This is a genomic window from Heyndrickxia sp. FW510-T9, from assembly GCF_058781025.1.
Genome location: NZ_JBYSWK010000036.1, coordinates 1 through 15,421, shown reverse-complemented (window position 1 = coordinate 15,421; position 15,421 = coordinate 1). Strand labels below are relative to the sequence as shown.

The 15,421-nt window shown below is 35.2% G+C and carries 16 protein-coding genes; 5 read left to right on the top strand and 11 right to left on the bottom strand.

Annotated elements, in window-relative coordinates; genetic code table 11:
* Positions 1-42: 42 nt before the first annotated feature.
* Positions 43-528 carry a GNAT family N-acetyltransferase gene (locus AC3WJF_RS16400; protein ID WP_492454105.1) on the bottom strand — a complete coding sequence of 162 codons (486 nt, stop codon included), beginning with the start codon at positions 526-528 and terminating at the stop codon, positions 43-45.
* Positions 509-1,396, bottom strand: coding sequence for a LysR family transcriptional regulator (locus AC3WJF_RS16395; protein ID WP_492454103.1), 888 nt, complete (start codon positions 1,394-1,396; stop codon positions 509-511). The genes AC3WJF_RS16400 and AC3WJF_RS16395 overlap by 20 nt, the downstream gene beginning before the upstream one ends.
* 106 nt (positions 1,397-1,502) lie before the next feature.
* Here AC3WJF_RS16395 and AC3WJF_RS16390 point away from each other — a divergent pair, with 106 nt between their 5' ends.
* Complete coding sequence (locus AC3WJF_RS16390; protein ID WP_492454101.1) at positions 1,503-2,657, top strand: MFS transporter; 1,155 nt, start codon at positions 1,503-1,505, stop codon at positions 2,655-2,657.
* A gap of 180 nt (positions 2,658-2,837) precedes the next feature.
* Here AC3WJF_RS16390 and AC3WJF_RS16385 read toward each other — a convergent pair whose 3' ends face one another.
* The 3 genes from AC3WJF_RS16385 to AC3WJF_RS16375 all read right to left on the bottom strand — a co-directional run bounded on the left by AC3WJF_RS16385 (position 2,838) and on the right by AC3WJF_RS16375 (position 6,136).
* Positions 2,838-3,416 (bottom strand): hypothetical protein, encoded by a 579-nt coding sequence (locus tag AC3WJF_RS16385; protein ID WP_492454099.1) that lies wholly within the window; start codon positions 3,414-3,416, stop codon positions 2,838-2,840.
* Positions 3,417-3,479: 63 nt separating this feature from the next.
* The gene (locus AC3WJF_RS16380) at positions 3,480-4,700 is read right to left on the bottom strand and encodes an MFS transporter (protein ID WP_492454097.1); all 1,221 of its coding nucleotides are present in this window, start codon (positions 4,698-4,700) and stop codon (positions 3,480-3,482) included.
* A 392-nt stretch (positions 4,701-5,092) separates the two neighbouring features.
* Positions 5,093-6,136, bottom strand: coding sequence for an ArsR/SmtB family transcription factor (locus AC3WJF_RS16375; protein ID WP_492454095.1), 1,044 nt, complete (start codon positions 6,134-6,136; stop codon positions 5,093-5,095).
* Positions 6,137-6,322: 186 nt separating this feature from the next.
* Here AC3WJF_RS16375 and AC3WJF_RS16370 point away from each other — a divergent pair, with 186 nt between their 5' ends.
* The 3 genes from AC3WJF_RS16370 to AC3WJF_RS16360 all read left to right on the top strand — a co-directional run bounded on the left by AC3WJF_RS16370 (position 6,323) and on the right by AC3WJF_RS16360 (position 7,794).
* Entirely contained in the window at positions 6,323-6,772 is a 450-nt protein-coding gene (locus AC3WJF_RS16370; protein ID WP_492454093.1) for a helix-turn-helix transcriptional regulator, read from the top strand.
* A gap of 24 nt (positions 6,773-6,796) precedes the next feature.
* Entirely contained in the window at positions 6,797-7,126 is a 330-nt protein-coding gene (locus AC3WJF_RS16365) for a DUF3902 family protein (RefSeq protein ID WP_492454091.1), read from the top strand.
* A 383-nt stretch (positions 7,127-7,509) separates the two neighbouring features.
* Positions 7,510-7,794 carry a hypothetical protein gene (locus tag AC3WJF_RS16360; protein WP_492454089.1) on the top strand — a complete coding sequence of 95 codons (285 nt, stop codon included), beginning with the start codon at positions 7,510-7,512 and terminating at the stop codon, positions 7,792-7,794.
* Between the two features lie 313 nt (positions 7,795-8,107).
* Here the strand turns inward: AC3WJF_RS16360 and AC3WJF_RS16355 are convergent, their stop codons facing one another.
* A complete protein-coding gene (locus AC3WJF_RS16355) occupies positions 8,108-8,446 on the bottom strand; it encodes a hypothetical protein (protein WP_492454087.1) in 339 nt (112 codons plus the stop codon).
* A 51-nt stretch (positions 8,447-8,497) separates the two neighbouring features.
* Between AC3WJF_RS16355 and AC3WJF_RS16350 the strand changes: the two genes are divergently transcribed.
* Positions 8,498-9,397: an MFS transporter gene (locus AC3WJF_RS16350; RefSeq protein WP_492454085.1), complete on the top strand. Its 900-nt coding sequence runs from the start codon at positions 8,498-8,500 to the stop codon at positions 9,395-9,397.
* A 381-nt stretch (positions 9,398-9,778) separates the two neighbouring features.
* Here the strand turns inward: AC3WJF_RS16350 and AC3WJF_RS16345 are convergent, their stop codons facing one another.
* The 5 genes from AC3WJF_RS16345 to AC3WJF_RS16325 form a co-directional block, all read right to left on the bottom strand.
* Positions 9,779-12,949, bottom strand: coding sequence for an ATP-binding cassette domain-containing protein (locus AC3WJF_RS16345; protein WP_492454083.1), 3,171 nt, complete (start codon positions 12,947-12,949; stop codon positions 9,779-9,781).
* Positions 12,950-13,226: 277 nt separating this feature from the next.
* Positions 13,227-13,610: an SRPBCC family protein gene (locus AC3WJF_RS16340; protein ID WP_492454081.1), complete on the bottom strand. Its 384-nt coding sequence runs from the start codon at positions 13,608-13,610 to the stop codon at positions 13,227-13,229.
* A gap of 3 nt (positions 13,611-13,613) precedes the next feature.
* Positions 13,614-13,937: an ArsR/SmtB family transcription factor gene (locus AC3WJF_RS16335; protein WP_492454079.1), complete on the bottom strand. Its 324-nt coding sequence runs from the start codon at positions 13,935-13,937 to the stop codon at positions 13,614-13,616.
* A gap of 304 nt (positions 13,938-14,241) precedes the next feature.
* Positions 14,242-15,018, bottom strand: coding sequence for a class I SAM-dependent methyltransferase (locus AC3WJF_RS16330; RefSeq protein ID WP_492454077.1), 777 nt, complete (start codon positions 15,016-15,018; stop codon positions 14,242-14,244).
* A gap of 229 nt (positions 15,019-15,247) precedes the next feature.
* Positions 15,248-15,421, bottom strand: a 174-nt coding sequence (locus AC3WJF_RS16325; protein WP_492452889.1) for an IS3 family transposase, incomplete at its 5' end; no start/stop codon positions are given.

Sequence of the window (15,421 nt, the reverse complement as noted above, 5' to 3'; positions counted from 1 at the left end):
ATTAGATGATTATCTTATATTAACATGAATATTCCAATCATGCTATAACCGAAGTACCATTCTAACCGTCTCTAAATTATGCCCTTCAAAATGATCATCAAATTCAGATACAACCTCGAATCCCTTTGCCTGATAAAAGTTTTTTCCGATTTGATTATCCTTTTCAACGTTTATATAAATCTCTTTTACCCCTTCTAATAAATTGATTCCCTTTTTTAACAAAGCTGTTCCTATCCCGTTCCCTTGAAATTCCGGGTACAGGTAAATTGCGCCAAGTTCCGCTTCCCCATTCTCTTTTAAAGGAGAAAAGTTCGCGAAACCAATGATTTCCCCTTCTACTTCCGCCACAAAAATAAAGGATCGCTCGTATCTTCTTTTCATCATCTCGTCATTGTAGGCAGATTTTAAAAAGCTTTCTTGAACATGTAAGGGGATAATTCCCTCATACGTTGCATTCCAGCTTTCCTTTGCTACATTTTGAACATGAGAAATGTCCTCTAACTGCATTTTACGGATGGTGTATTGCATGATTATCACTCCTTAAATGTAGAAAGTTTAGAAACGGTTTAACTTTGTCTTCCTTATCCGCCAGGTAAATCACGTAAATAGGTCTCGAAGGAGGTAATTTTGCTGATTCAATCTCAACTCTTTGTAAATCTCCATTTTTGATATATGGTTCTACAATATGATCTAATAAAAAGCCAATACCATCTCCGTTTACTAACATTCGCAATAAGACACTAGTATTATCTACTCGTAATCTCATTGTTTCATGCTTTCCTACTTCTTGTTCAAACCATTCCGAAAAGGGAGAACCCCAATGGAAATGGATATAAGGATAACTTTTAATTTCCTTTAATGAGATGCTAGATTTCATGGCTAATTTCTTTGCTGCAACTAAACTAATGGATTCTTCGCCAAATGTTAGCACCTTGTATGCAGAAGATCGTGGATGAACATATACAAATCCGATATCCATGATTCCTTGATAAATTTTTTCTATGATATCCTGCGAATGACCCGTTACAAGTCTAATAGCCGTCCTTTCACTCTTCTTATAAAATTCTTTTACAATATCAAAAATAGGACTGTCCCATATAGAATTTAAACCGCCTATTACGATTCTATTATGAAACTGTGTTCGGGTTCTTGCTGCTACTATCCCTTCGCTCATCAATTCTATTGTCTTCTGTGCGTAGGTTTGAAAAGTCCTTCCCGCTTCTGTTATTTCAACACTCCTCGTTTTTCTTACAAAAAGCTTCTCACCAATAAATTCCTCCAGCAATTTAATTCTTGTGGTAACAGTCGATTGAACAACATTCAACTCCTCCGCGGTCCGGGTAAAATTTTTCGTTTTCGTTAAAGAAATAAACGTTTTAAGTTGCTCGATATCCATTTTTATCTCCATTTAATTAAATAATTTCATTAATGTTATCAAAATAATTCGTTTTAAACATGGAAAATCCTCCTTTATGATTAAAAATAAGCAGAGGAGGTCCAAAATGAACAAACAGTCGTATATTATTGCCTTCTTGATTTTTATTCTTTCTACTGGAGGATACATGGCAATGCCGCTTTTTCCAATCCTAACTGAAGTGGATAACATATCAATTATTCAAGCAAGTAGTTTAACTGCCATCTATATTTTCATGCAAATGGTAACACCTGTGATCTTCGGCCCTTTAGGTGATACATTTGGCTATAAACGTATGTCAAGTTTAGGAGAAACGATAAGAGGAATTGGCTTTATTGGTATTGGCATTATGAATGGATATTACTTTTTAATTCTTTTTGCAGCACTTGCAGGATTGGGAGGTGGAATAACCGGACCATCCCTTCAAGCATTAATGATGAAAAGCGGCGACTCTAGTCAACGACCAAAGCTTTCATCTCTTAAATCAAGTGCGACGAACCTAGGACTTCTTATTGGACCATCGTTAGCAGGGTTGGTTATTTGGTTAGGCGAAGTAAAATTTGTATTTATATTTGCAGGAATGTTGTATTTAGCAGGAAGTGTACTTTTGAGGGGATTCGTCCATTCAGATTACAAACAATCTCCCCTCAACAAGTTGGGACTTAAAGATATAAAGGAAGTGATTCAACATAAAGAATTTATTCACTTTTTGATTTTCACATTCTTTTATTACATACTGTTTGCACAACTATTTGTAACTTTTCCGGAGTATGCAAAAAGTTTTACGAACCAAATACAAAGTCTATTTTTCATCAACAGTATTACAGGTTTACTCCTACAATATCCTGTAGGCTTATTAATTAGTAGATTCTATAAACCACAATTTTATATGTCGATAGGAATCCTGTTTTTATTTGGCTCTTATTTTATCATTGGATTTTGGAATAACTCTTTTAGTTTATATATAGCGATTATTTTATTTACAATTGGCCAAATATTCATTTTGCCAATTATCGAAACAAGTATTACCTATTATTCCGATCGATCCGGAAAAATGGGCCTTTATTTCGGCATAAGTAAACTATCAGATGGAATCGGCCGCCCCCTTGGTAGTCTTTTAGGAGGCTGGCTGCTTTACTATACTTCACCGAAAACTACTTGGCTTGTCTTCGCTATGATTGCATTTGTACTATATTTCTATTATTTGTCATTTTCTATCATTAAAGATAAGAGATTGGTTTAAATGTTCATTTCGCTATATACCTTTAAAGCATCTATCAAAAACGTCACATCATAACCTGTTTTTTCATGGATCAAATTTGCCCAATCTTCTATTCTTTCAAGTTGAGGATCATGGAATATTCCCTTAGTTGTGCTTAAAAAGCTTTCCCAATTGTAGAATTCCCACTGGGCTATTTCCGCTTTATATGGGATTCTGCATTTCTAGCAAGGGTCGTTGCTTTAGTAGATTTTGCGAGAACTCTGCTGCTTGTAAAAATTCAGCTTGGTCAATTGGTGTAGTTTCATATACCTGTTTTGAGATTTTTCCATTTGGGCGGTGATAGAGGATTTCAACTTCCTCTTCTCTCGGATTCACTTGTACATTGGCGGCAGGGAAAAATCCTCGCAGCTTACCCTCTGTAAACTCATCATGTTTCTTGTCAATTAAAATAGGTTGAAGCCACTGATCCCCTAGATCACATAAGAAACGATTTTCATATTCATCTAAAGCAATAATCGCAACATGGGCATGACTCGTTCCTAGATAATGGCCTACTGGATAAGCGTTTATCCCATTTTTCAGAAACTCATCGAGAAGCCAAATGGCAAGATCAAAACAATTTCCGGAAATTCCATACTGGTCCCGATGCTCTTTCATTAAGGATACGTCTCTTTGTTTCTTTTTCGTATCCTGATGATAAAACCAGGCTTTTGTTAATGTCTCCATTGGGAATTGATCAAATTTTCTCCATGTTGAAAGGATACTCTGTGAAGCGTACATTTTTTTACACCTACTTGAAATAGATTTTAAAATGGATTCTACTATTTTGTGCGAATTTCCTTCTTACGCTACATTTCTTCTATCGATTGAGTGATCAAGAAACCGAAAATAAGGAAGTACTATTCCAAATAAAGATACGGCACTAATAATTGTGCCTATCAATATATATAATGGCCGAATTCCCCAGGCATCACTTAATACACCACCGAGCCCAACACCGACTGGCATAACACCCCTAATAATCAATAGTCTTACGGAAAAAACCTTCCCCATTAAGTGATTAGGTACTGTTTGTTGGCAAATGGTCATATTATATACACTGAAAAATGCCATCACAATTCCCGCTATCGCCTCTGTTATACAAGCAAAATAAATACTATGGTTAAAACCTAAAGATACATATGTAAGGCCACCGATCACTAGCGATCCTAACATAAGAACTTTGCGACTTTTTAATTTAATTTTTCCGACAAGCATAGAGCCAATCACATATCCCAAAGGAAATCCGGCCATAAAATAACCATACTGCGCATAACTGCCTGATAATTCATCTGTTATGTAAGGGAGATTTGTCACCATCGTAACCCCTACTCCAAATTGTACAAAAGCAAGAAAGATTCCTAACCAAACAATGATAGGTTGTGTAAAGAAATAGGAAAGTCCTTCTTTAAATTGTTCTAACCAAGTTTTGCGCACATTTTGGTGGTTTCTTTTTTCTTTTATAAAAAGGAGGAGTGTTCCACTTAAGATGAGCAGTATACTAACAAATAAAAGTGTAAGTTTTTCACCTATATACTCGACTACAATTCCTCCTAAAATTGGTGCGAGGAACGTCATCAATCTGACAGTTCCATCAATATAGGCATTAGCTTTACTAATTTGTTCTTTTGCTACAATAGTCGGAGTAATTGCCTGATTAGCTGGAGTATAAATTGGAGTAATCAACCCAACTATTATTTGGACTGCGTAGATATGCCAAGATTCAAGGTGTCCGTTTAATAGTGAAACAAGTGGTATCAGAAAGATTAGCCCCCTTGTCCATTGTGAGAAGATCATAATCCGCTTTCTGCTCCATCTATCAATGTACGGTCCGATGATTAATTGAATGACGAGGGATGGGATGAAATATAAGAGCCACATACTGCTGAGTGCCATTTTAGAACCAGTCAGCTGATAGATTAGGATCGAATTGCAAAAGGTTCCAAAAGCTCCTCCTATTTCGGAGACAGCATTGCCCATCCAAACAGAAAGAAATGAACGGTTTTTTAGTAGATTGTTATTCAATTAGAACACACCTTTGAAAAAATTTTATAAATGGAGGGTACCTTTAATCAGTTCAGTGACTATCCCCATTTTTTCAGGACATCAATTTTAGTTCGGCGGTTTCTTTCTATAGTTGGGAAGTTTCCAACAAAAGTAGGGAGAGTTCTTTTCCTTTTTCGGAGTTTCTCCCCTGTTTTCCGGTTCATCCTCTTGAGTTGGATGATTTCCTTTTATAGTTTGGTGGTTTCCTTGAAAAATTGGGAGGTTTCCTTCCCTTTTTCGGAGTTTTTCCTCGTTTTTCGACACTTTATCTTAAGTTCGGCGGTTTCCTTCTATAGTTGGAAGATTTCCCGCAAAAGTTGGGAGATTTTCTCCCCTTTTTCGGAGTTTCTTCCTATTTTTTCGGCATCTACCTACCCATTCAAAAAATACTCCAATTCTTTAGCTAGCATTTCAATCGCTTTTCTTTTCAAGGAATACTTCGAATCAATGATTTCTACTAATTTTGCAGACCTCAATATTTTTAAGTGATGATGAATAGTAGATTTCCCTACATCCAAATGTTCGGTGATTTCCTGTAAAGAACGATCACCGTCATACAACAATTTAACGATTCTTAACCTTGCCTCGTCACCTAAAGCTTTATGTTTTAATACTAGAAAGTTGCTTGGTGCATAACGATCATTCGGATAAATGCTTTCATTCGCAACCGGATAATAGTACACCTTTGTATCTTCTAAATCTGCTGCAATGTTCCAGGGTCGATAAGTATATTGCGGGATTAAAAGTACATAATTCACGCTTGGCTCAGGGTTATAGGTTACTCCACCGGTTGCCCATTCTACCAATTCCTCCGGAGTTAATTTATCCGCCATCTTTTTTTTCGATTCGTAATCTGTTTTTAAGATGGACAAGATATTTTCATTATCTTTTTTTAAAACAAATTGATACCACCCTGTCATCACTTCAATCAGGTGTTCTTTTAAGAAATCTCCATCCACTTTACAGATGAATTCTATGTAATCCGGAAAAAATGGATTATCCCTCGTTAGACTTTTCATCTGTTTAACAGATGTGTCATCCCCTAATACTGCTTGTTTTCTTATTTCCTGAAATTCATTTCCGATAAAAGGGAGACAAATAAATTTAAGTTCTGAATTAGAAAGTTCTTGGATGTAAGTAATAAAGGATGGTAATTCTGAGAAGTCTTGTTGATGCAGTAATTGGAGCAATGCTTTCCATGTATTATTTTCTTCAACATAATCTAATTGTTTTAGGATTTCTCCTGATAACTCACTGCGAATCTCCTCCCAATAATCTGCCGACTTTTCTAATGAATTTATTAAGCGTGTATTGGTTATTGCCGCAATCCCAAGTGCACATTCCCAAAGAATAGAGTATTTTAATTGAATTTTATAAGTTTCTCTTTTTCGGCTTGTTAGATTTAAGACATCCATTTTTGCACCCCATTCGAAATATTTTATATACAACATTCTATATTTATGAAATAGATATTTCAATATTTTTAGAATAAAAAATATTTTTTGTGGTATTTTAGGTAAAGTTTTCTTGTTAAACGACAACGAGAAGTGTAAAATTACACTAATTAGCGCGAAATGGAACTTTAAAAAGGATGTGATTTTATGAATCGGGATCAAGTCATTGAACTTATTTCTAACAAATGTAGACTAATACGGTTAGAAAAAGGATATTCACAGGATAAAATGGCGGAAGTAATCGGGATTTCCAAAAAAACTCTAGTGCAAATTGAAAAAGGGAGAACTTTATCAGGATGGTCAAATGCAGTGGCAATATGTGCACTATTCCAAGAAAGTGAAGTGCTGCAATCTATTTTGGGAAATGAACCGTTAGAGGTGATGGAAACCATTGCACATAACGGAATTAATCAACCGATGGAAAAATCATTGGGCGGAAGAGTTTGGTGGAAGGAAATAGATAGCAAGGGAAAGTTCCGTTTGCAGCAAAATTTAATCAGTCAGCATTATCGTATTTTAGATGACAAACATTATCGCTGGTTTAGCTCATTCGATAAAGAAGAAGCTCTAAGACGATTAAGTGAATTAGATAGTTAAGGATAAAAAGAAGGAGGAACATTTTTGAAAAAAATGATTGTATCCCCCTATATAACTACTCTTACCCTTATCTTTTCGATTATTGGATTCATCTTCAGTATGCTTTTCCAGGACATGGCTTACTGGGGAAATGAAACGATGGTTTGGTATTGGGTAGGAGCAGAAAGTTCATATGTTTCTTCCATATTGGCAATAGTTTTTCTAGTATTCTTAGTAATCAGGATTGAAAATCTACATCATCAAAAAACCGCTTTTCTCATAAACAACCTTATTTTGCTACTAAGTGCATTCTTGATATTTGCTTCGTTAATTTGGACCACATTTATTATTATTGCTTGGCAATCTGGTTTTTAAATGAGGGTTGAAAGATGAAAAAGCTTGTAATTGGTATTTTTGTTGTCTGTTTAGACTTCTTTCCATATGTTTTTTTGTCTATGTACCAGGACTTTTCTAACAGGTCCGATTGTAGTGACTACTATTCTTGCTTTTCTTGGTAGATTTTCTAGTGGCTAACTAGCTCTTTTAATTGGCAATATAGCTTCTGCCCTTGTATCTAATTATTTCGTTAATCAAATGTCCGGAGTGGAAAGATGGGAAGATTATATGAAGCCATTTCCACCCTCTCAATTACAGATTGTGGTCAGTCTATTAAACTTGATTCCTCAGAGTTTAGGGATAATTTTAGCTAATAACCTCAAGAAACGAAAGAAATAAATCACTATTATTGGAGGATTTATATGGGAAAGCTTGTCTCATTATCATTTTTATTTTTTTCTATTGCAGTTGTAGCAAAAATTGTGGAGTCCATATTTATTTCAAATGACTTCTTTTATTATCACTATTTAAATCTAACATTGATCACTGCTATGGTCTGCCCAATTATCGGGTTTATTTTAGCTTGTCTTGGAGATGTAAGAAAAGCTAAAAAGATGGCTATTGCAATAGTTTTAAACGGTATCTGCATATTTCTATTTTTACCATTGGGATTGCTAAACTTTTGGATTATTAATTTTGGAAAATAATTTGTTGAGATTAAATGCTTCGTCAAAAAGTAACTCTTTTCGCAGTCATAATCATATAAATTGCCCTTAATACTAACATCTCAGGGAAATTCAATCAAACGTTTGATTAAAAATAAAGCAGTAGAAAAATGTTGAATCAGGTAAATATTCAATGTTAAGTAATTATAAAGGAACATAAAACGGCTGATTAGCTAAGTCCAACCGTTTTACTTTTATCTATTAACTTTTAAATATCAATCCATTATTTCTCTGTAACTATTCTAAGCTTGTCCCATTACATGAAATTTCAAAATCTCTTTTTCCATTGAAATTTTCACTTAAATGCCTTCACCTGAATCTCTTGCAATACATTCCTAGCAAATTGATAATATGCAGTATGTGGATAATGGCGTAACTTCTTAACAGCTTCATGTGCATATTCTAAGGCTGTTTCCGGTTGACACAATTCCATATAACATAACGCCTGGTATGATTTGTTAATCTCCCGAATCGCAATGTCTATTGGAGAGTACTCAAAAACATGGTTATTGTCTTCTTTTAGTAATTCTCTGAATAAAGGTAATGCTTTTTCTGGTTGTTTAAGCTTTGTATAGCATCTGGCCATCGTATCTTCTACGGATTCTCCGTAAATTATTTTCCAATCTTCGTTCAATGATTCCATGTTTTGTAGGTTTTTTTCATTGATTACATAGTCTTTTCTGTTATGGTAATGGTTATCCTCAATGATGTAGCTCTAGCATTTATATTCCCATCAAAAAACCGCCTGTTACCTGCCCTAATAGGGAAAGATCGAATTCCAATAGTGGGTGGCTATATGTCTTCAGCTAACAATACCGCTGCATTACTCGGCAATGCTATTGCAGGATTTGTGCTCTCGTTGATCGGATTTATTGGTGTCCTGTTGACACATTCCTTTTTATTTTTACTTGCTGCAATGCTTGTTTCATGGTTTGCACTTCCAAAATATAAGTTAAAAGGAAGACAACAAAATAAAGAGAAAAGGGAATTTTGGAAGGAGTTTAAGGAAGGGATAAAAATTTTACGTGGTCACAAAGCATTACTTACCCTCACATTTATGAATATGGGGACAAACATAGTTTCCATTGGATATTTATATATGGTTATTCTTAAGAAACAGTATGGGGCATCTTCATCTCAATATGGATTCTTTGAGGCAACCGCTGTTGCTGTTTCCATCATAACTGGTCTGTTTGTCGGTAGGGTTGTTAAAAAATTCAAACCGATGATTATTTTATCTGGAGCACAAATTATCACTTCAACCTGTATGATTCTAATAGGAACAGGAAGCGCATTACCATTCGCTTTTGTTTTATTGGCCATTCAAACTCTTTTTGGTATTTTCCAAGCGGTTGTATTTGGAACCCTTTTAATTACCTTAGTGGAACCTGAATACCGTGCACGAGTGGATTCCCTTGTTGTTAGTATTTCCGCATTCATGATGCCTGCAACTGTTTTTCTTGGCGGATATTTAGCCGATCATATTCCAATTCGTTATATTTTTTATTTTGCAGGTACATGGGCGATGTTAATGGGGTTAGCCCCGTTGTTGAGTAAGGATGTGCGGGGATTGAAAAAGATATAAACGATGCTTCGCCATACGATAACAATTTTTGCAGTCTAGATTATTTGAAATCACCTTAAAAACTTAGGTTTTAAATAGGTTTAATCAAACGTTTGATTAACACCCTGCTTTGTAATAATTTGTTGAAATACGCAAAATATTTTTCACAAGCTAAAAAAGCTATTCGACATATTTTAAAATGAATTCTTTCCAAAACATTACATTTTTTGCACAAACCTATATGAGCAAAAAAGGACACGTAAAGGCTTTATTACTATTTTAATCAAACGTTTGATTAATAAACACTCTGTCGGATTATGTAGAACACTTAGATCAATAGAAATTTCTAGTCATCAAAAAGGACAGCAGGAATTTTCTCTACTGTCCTTCCATTTATTATTCTTAATTATTTTGCTCAAGGCATTGATAAACTGCCATCATATCTCGTTTATTTAACTCTCGAATACGACTAAAAATTGGTATATCTTCAACATCCTCTGTAAGGAAGCTTTTAGCAACAACATCCCCTACTTTTCCAGTTAGCCATGTTTGTACATCTATACCATCAACGGTTTCGTTGCGTCCTTCTTCATCGATACCACTTACATTGCAACTTACACATGGAATGGTTAGTTTAAACACGCCATCATGGAGATTATCTTCTGAAATGACTTTCTTCCCTTTACAGAATGGGCATGGATGACTTTTTCTAATCTTATTAATTGGGGTGACAAGTTTTTTGTAACCAAATGCTTCATAAACATATGTTAGTTTTTTGTATTTTCCATTGGTGAAATACTTATCAACGATGGTTTCTCTTGTTTCATCAATATTGGTAAAATCACAAATTGTGATCAGATTTTTGCTACTTATTGCTTCGATATTGCCTTTAATTTTGTCCCAGAATGGTAAAACATTTTGTAATACCATTTCATAACCGACAAAGCTTGCTAGTTCCAGTTCAAGCATTTTCAACGATACCTGTGTTTCCCTAGGCAACAGAGAGACATCTTCCGTCAAAACTATATCGCCGCCAACAATTGCTTTTAATTTCTCGAGTTCTGGTAGCTTCCCTATTGTTTGGATTAGCTGATCAATAGGTTGTTGAATAATCTCACGAATATCAGTTTCACCAAATGTTAGTTTTTTATGATGGTTTAGTACGGTTCCATGACAGACTGGACAAGTAATCATCTCTTTCGATGCTTTCATCTGCTCTTTAATTTCTGATTTCGAAATGGACATATACCGCCCGATGATGATATTAAAACCTTCCCATATCCTCCGAGTCTTACCTTCTTTATCATAGAATGAATTTTCCCAATAACCATATAAAAAGGTATGCTTTTCCGCTTCTGTCATCTCATTATAGCTTTTACTAATATCTTGACCTAGTTCATTCTTGATCTCATCAAAAAGGAATTGCAGTTTCGGATATTGATAATATTTTAATACTTCCATTACATCTGGATGTAGTAGACCATCCCAGAATGGTACGTTTTTGTCTTGAATGACCACATCAATATCAAATTTCCCAATCTCCCGACGACCAGAACAGCTTGGACAATGATTTTCTTGATTATAGAAATCAAAGCTTCTAGTATCTTTATTTGCTGGATGTGCAGCCACAATATGGTTGATCAATCCACCAATTTCATAGAGAAAACTATACTGACTATACAAGTGTCTCTCAAGGTCGATAGCAATGACTGGTGCTATTTGTTCAGATTCGAATTCACCATAAATCAGACGGGCCATGGATGATAAGCTTTTCAAGATACCGCCTTTGTAGACGTTTTCTGCATTTTTAAAATAGCTAATATGATTTTCTTTTAAGTAGTGAATGCCATTTTTTGAAGCTAGTGTTGAAGATATATGCACTGGATCATCACTATTTGTACTTTTATGTTGACTAAAATAATCGTCATGACGGACAACATCAAGATGTCGAACAGGTTCCAGCTGTCTTTTACCAAAATCAACGATAAAATCAGAGCTTTCCATCATATAGGCATTATGCTCAATCATCATGATGGAGACAGATTCATCTTGCAGAATGTCCCTGACACTATCAATAAATTGGTTTAATATATTTTGGGACAAACCTTTTGAAGGCTCATCAAAGATAAAAAGCGTATGTGGGTTTCTTGAATTAGCAAATAGTTCCGAAACTAAATGAACACATTGAAATTCACCAGTCGATAAGGATTGTGTCTTTCTTTCTAACGTCAAATAACCAAGTCCTAGTTTGATTAATAAGCTTAAGCGTTTATGAGCGATGTCTTCATTTGGAAGTTCATCAATAATATCTTCAATCGAACGTTCAAAAATGTCATCGATTTCTTCACTATATTTTGTGAGTTTCTTTTTAATATCAAGAAAAGTCGCAACGGTTGACCGACTGGTAATCGATTGGTTTCTATCTTGACCTACCATAACCAATTTGTCTTTTGGATATCGCTTCAGAAAATCTTCGGCAATACATTCATTGACAAGTGTTGATTTACCACATCCAGACTCCCCCGTAACGGTTAAAAGTCTATTTTTGGGAATCTGAAATTCAGCCATTTGAATATTACGGCAATATAAATCATGAAATTGATAGTATTCTGTTGGCATTTCCTGATTTTGTTCCCCATAAACAGGTTTTGGACGCGGTGATTCTTCGACAATTTTACCGCCATATTTCCCACTTCCAGGTCCAAAGAACAATTGGTCATCTGTTGTATTGAGAACTGTATCTGAATGATCAATAAGCCAAATTTGATTCTTATAGCCTAATTTTTTTATCTGATCTAAAATATTCACTAAGGTTTCGTGATCAAGGCCAACAGAGATTTCATCAATAATAATCACCGTATTTTCACTTGCTGCCATGAATTCTGCCAAGTAAAGTCGAGTTAATTCCCCGCCTGACAATGTACCCATAATACGATTTAATGTTAAGTAACCAATATTCATATCGATTATATTTTTAAGAATATGTTGTTTCGCTTCACTAATATGTAATTCTTCTACACGGGAATAAATCGCTTCAATGCTTAGATTGTTGATATCGGAAATACTATGTGGTTTTTCAAATAATTCGATTTGTTTCTGCTCAACTTCTTGGTTATAGCGCCGTCCCTCACACTTTTTACATTCGACATTTTTAGTAGTTCCGCGTCCTTTACAAGCCGGACACCAGCCTAATTCATTATTAAAGGAAAAAACTTCTGGAGAAAGATGAAATTTTTCAGCAAGTCTATCGCGAATCTCTTTAAAAACGCCAGTATGGGTGCCAATCGTTGAGCGCGGATTGGAAGAAATGGATGATTTTCCGAGAAAAAGTACTAAAGGCATTTCCTCCATCCTGATGGCACTAAAATTCGTTTCCATTATATTAGAAAACAAATATTGATATTCAGCCTTTGGCAATAAGGAAACGAGACGTTTCTTGGATTCTTCACCAATAGTTTGACAAAAGGTGGTTTTACCGGATCCAGACAAACCAGCAACTCCGAGCGATTGATCTTCCGGTAAGACGGCATCTAAACGGTTAATATTGTTGGCAATTAATTGATTTATTTTCACCGAACATCCTCTCCATTCTCTAAATCTAGTATTGCCAGGTTAGCACAATTTCAAATGAATTTGCCTATATTTTTTTAATCGACACGGAACTTGCCAATTTTAAATGATGTACCATTTTCATTTTGACACAGCTCCTTATTTCGGTATCTTTCCTTAATTAAAATTGTACTTATATTTGTACTGAAAAAGCAAACGGCTCAGTCCTATACCGAGCCGTTTGTTATTTCATATACGATAACTTTACACTAAAAAACTCACTTCAGAGGTTTTGTTACAATTACTCTACTATTTTTTTAAGTTCTTCAACCATATTCGCCCAACCATATTTCGCACCATTGAACGCTTGATCTTCCTGATCGAATCCTGTATGTTCAAGATGTAAGTAAGTTGTTCCGTCCTCTTCCTTCAACGTCCATGTGACTACAGTGTTTAAAGGACCACCTACCCATGTGTAAGATAGCTTATTAGGCTCGTCCACTACTAGTACTTCACAATCTACGATTAAATTCCACTGCTCATTTTCGAATTGATATTTTTGTCCTACGATTGGTTTAAAGTTATTTTTCATAATCCATTTTGCAAGATTATCTGAGTCTGTTAATGCGTTCCACACCTTATTGATTGAACTATTAATCTGAAAATCCAATGAAAATTCTGCCATTTATTATTCCTCCTCTAATAACATTTTTAAAAGTGCTACTCTTTCATTCCAAAATTTTTCGTAAAACGATACCCAATCTTTAATTTCTTGTAGGGGAGCTGCATTTAGTCGATACCTTGTTTCTCTACCAACTTTACGGTCCGTAACTAGACCAGCTCCTTTAAGGATTGCCAAATGTTTAGAGACAGCAGTACGCCCCATTTGAAATTGAGCGGTTAATTCATGAAGAGGTAACTCTTCTGCATCCGCCAACAAACGTAGCAATTTACGTCTTGTTGGGTCAGCGATGGCTACATAAATATCACGCTCTTGATTTTTTTCGCTCAAAATCACCCCCCCTTTATAATTGGACACCAATTGGTGACTTGATTATAAGACACTGATTAGTGTCGTGTCAAATATATTATTGACATAATGGCATTAGGTTCATTCTTCTATCATCAATAATAGGTTCTGTGAAAATGTAATGTGAAATTGTATGAGGACAGTTGTGGGTATATCATGCAAAATTGCTATACATTTCAAATGAGTGTCAATACATCTACAATTGAATCTTGTCTTATAAATCCAGGGGAAACAAAAAAATGGACCTTTCTTTACTAAAGAAAAGTACCTTTTAACAGTATATCCTTTATTTATTTCGTTTTCGGCAAATGCAAACCATGAGTGGGCTATCCGCTTGAAATGGGCTCTTGTCAAATTTCCCATACATCTCTTCTATTACAAATCCATTATAATAAAGCAAACTTTCAAGCTCTTGAGGAAAAAAGTAACGAAGTGCAAACGGCTCTACTGTTTCCACTACTTTAGACACATCCTTCCAGCGACGATTCGTAAAGATATAGTGCTCTAATTGACTTTTATGATCATATGAACGTCTGTATGTGCTGCTGCAATGATAACCTTCATTATCTATCCATGAATCGGCATAATCCTTTTCTGCATCTTCATTCACCGCCAAAACTGAAATCGTCGGATTCCTAGTTTCGAATGCAAAGACTCCATCTTCATCAAGATGTCTGTGAACGGATCCCAGAAATCTGTCTACTGATACTCGATCCAAGAAGTGCTGAAATGAGTTACCAGTAGTAAATATAAATCGATACTTGCGGCCTAACTCAAACTGTCTTGCATCAGCATGAATCCAATTGACCGAGACATTTAAGCGTTCGGCCTTTTGCTTTGCAAGTTCCAACATTTCTGGAGTTAAATCCAGACCAGTAATATCGAATCCATGCTCAGCTAATGGTAAGGTTAATCTACCTGTCCCACAAGCAACATCTAAAATTGGACCTCCTTGTTGGTTTGCAAAGTCAAAATAAAACTTGCTTTCTATTTCGCCCAAACCATTCAATAGATCATAAGTGTGTGCATCACGATACCCTTCTAAATTATCGAAATCTAACATAGCCACCTCCAATAATTTAAGACAATCAAATCAGTTGAACAAAAAAACACCGTTTTATATACTCGGTATCGTTTTTGTCCAAAGTGTAAAAGCAGCTACCTATGATACTATGTCAAGAAAATGGACAAATCAAATTGAGATTTTTAACAAATCCCTACCGCGCCTTCGCTTGCTGGCCTCGATATAAAAGTAAGGGATTTTCCCTTACCTTTATATCGAGGTAACGGCTCTACCCCACCTTGTTAGATAGTTGCTTAAAATATAGCTTCTCATATGCCATTGGAGACATATAATTATTAGTTGAATGAATACGTTTGTAATTATAGAAGCTTACAATATATTCAATAATGCTCTTTCTTGCTTCTTCTCTTGTTTTGTATTTATTGTGAAATATTAGTTCCTT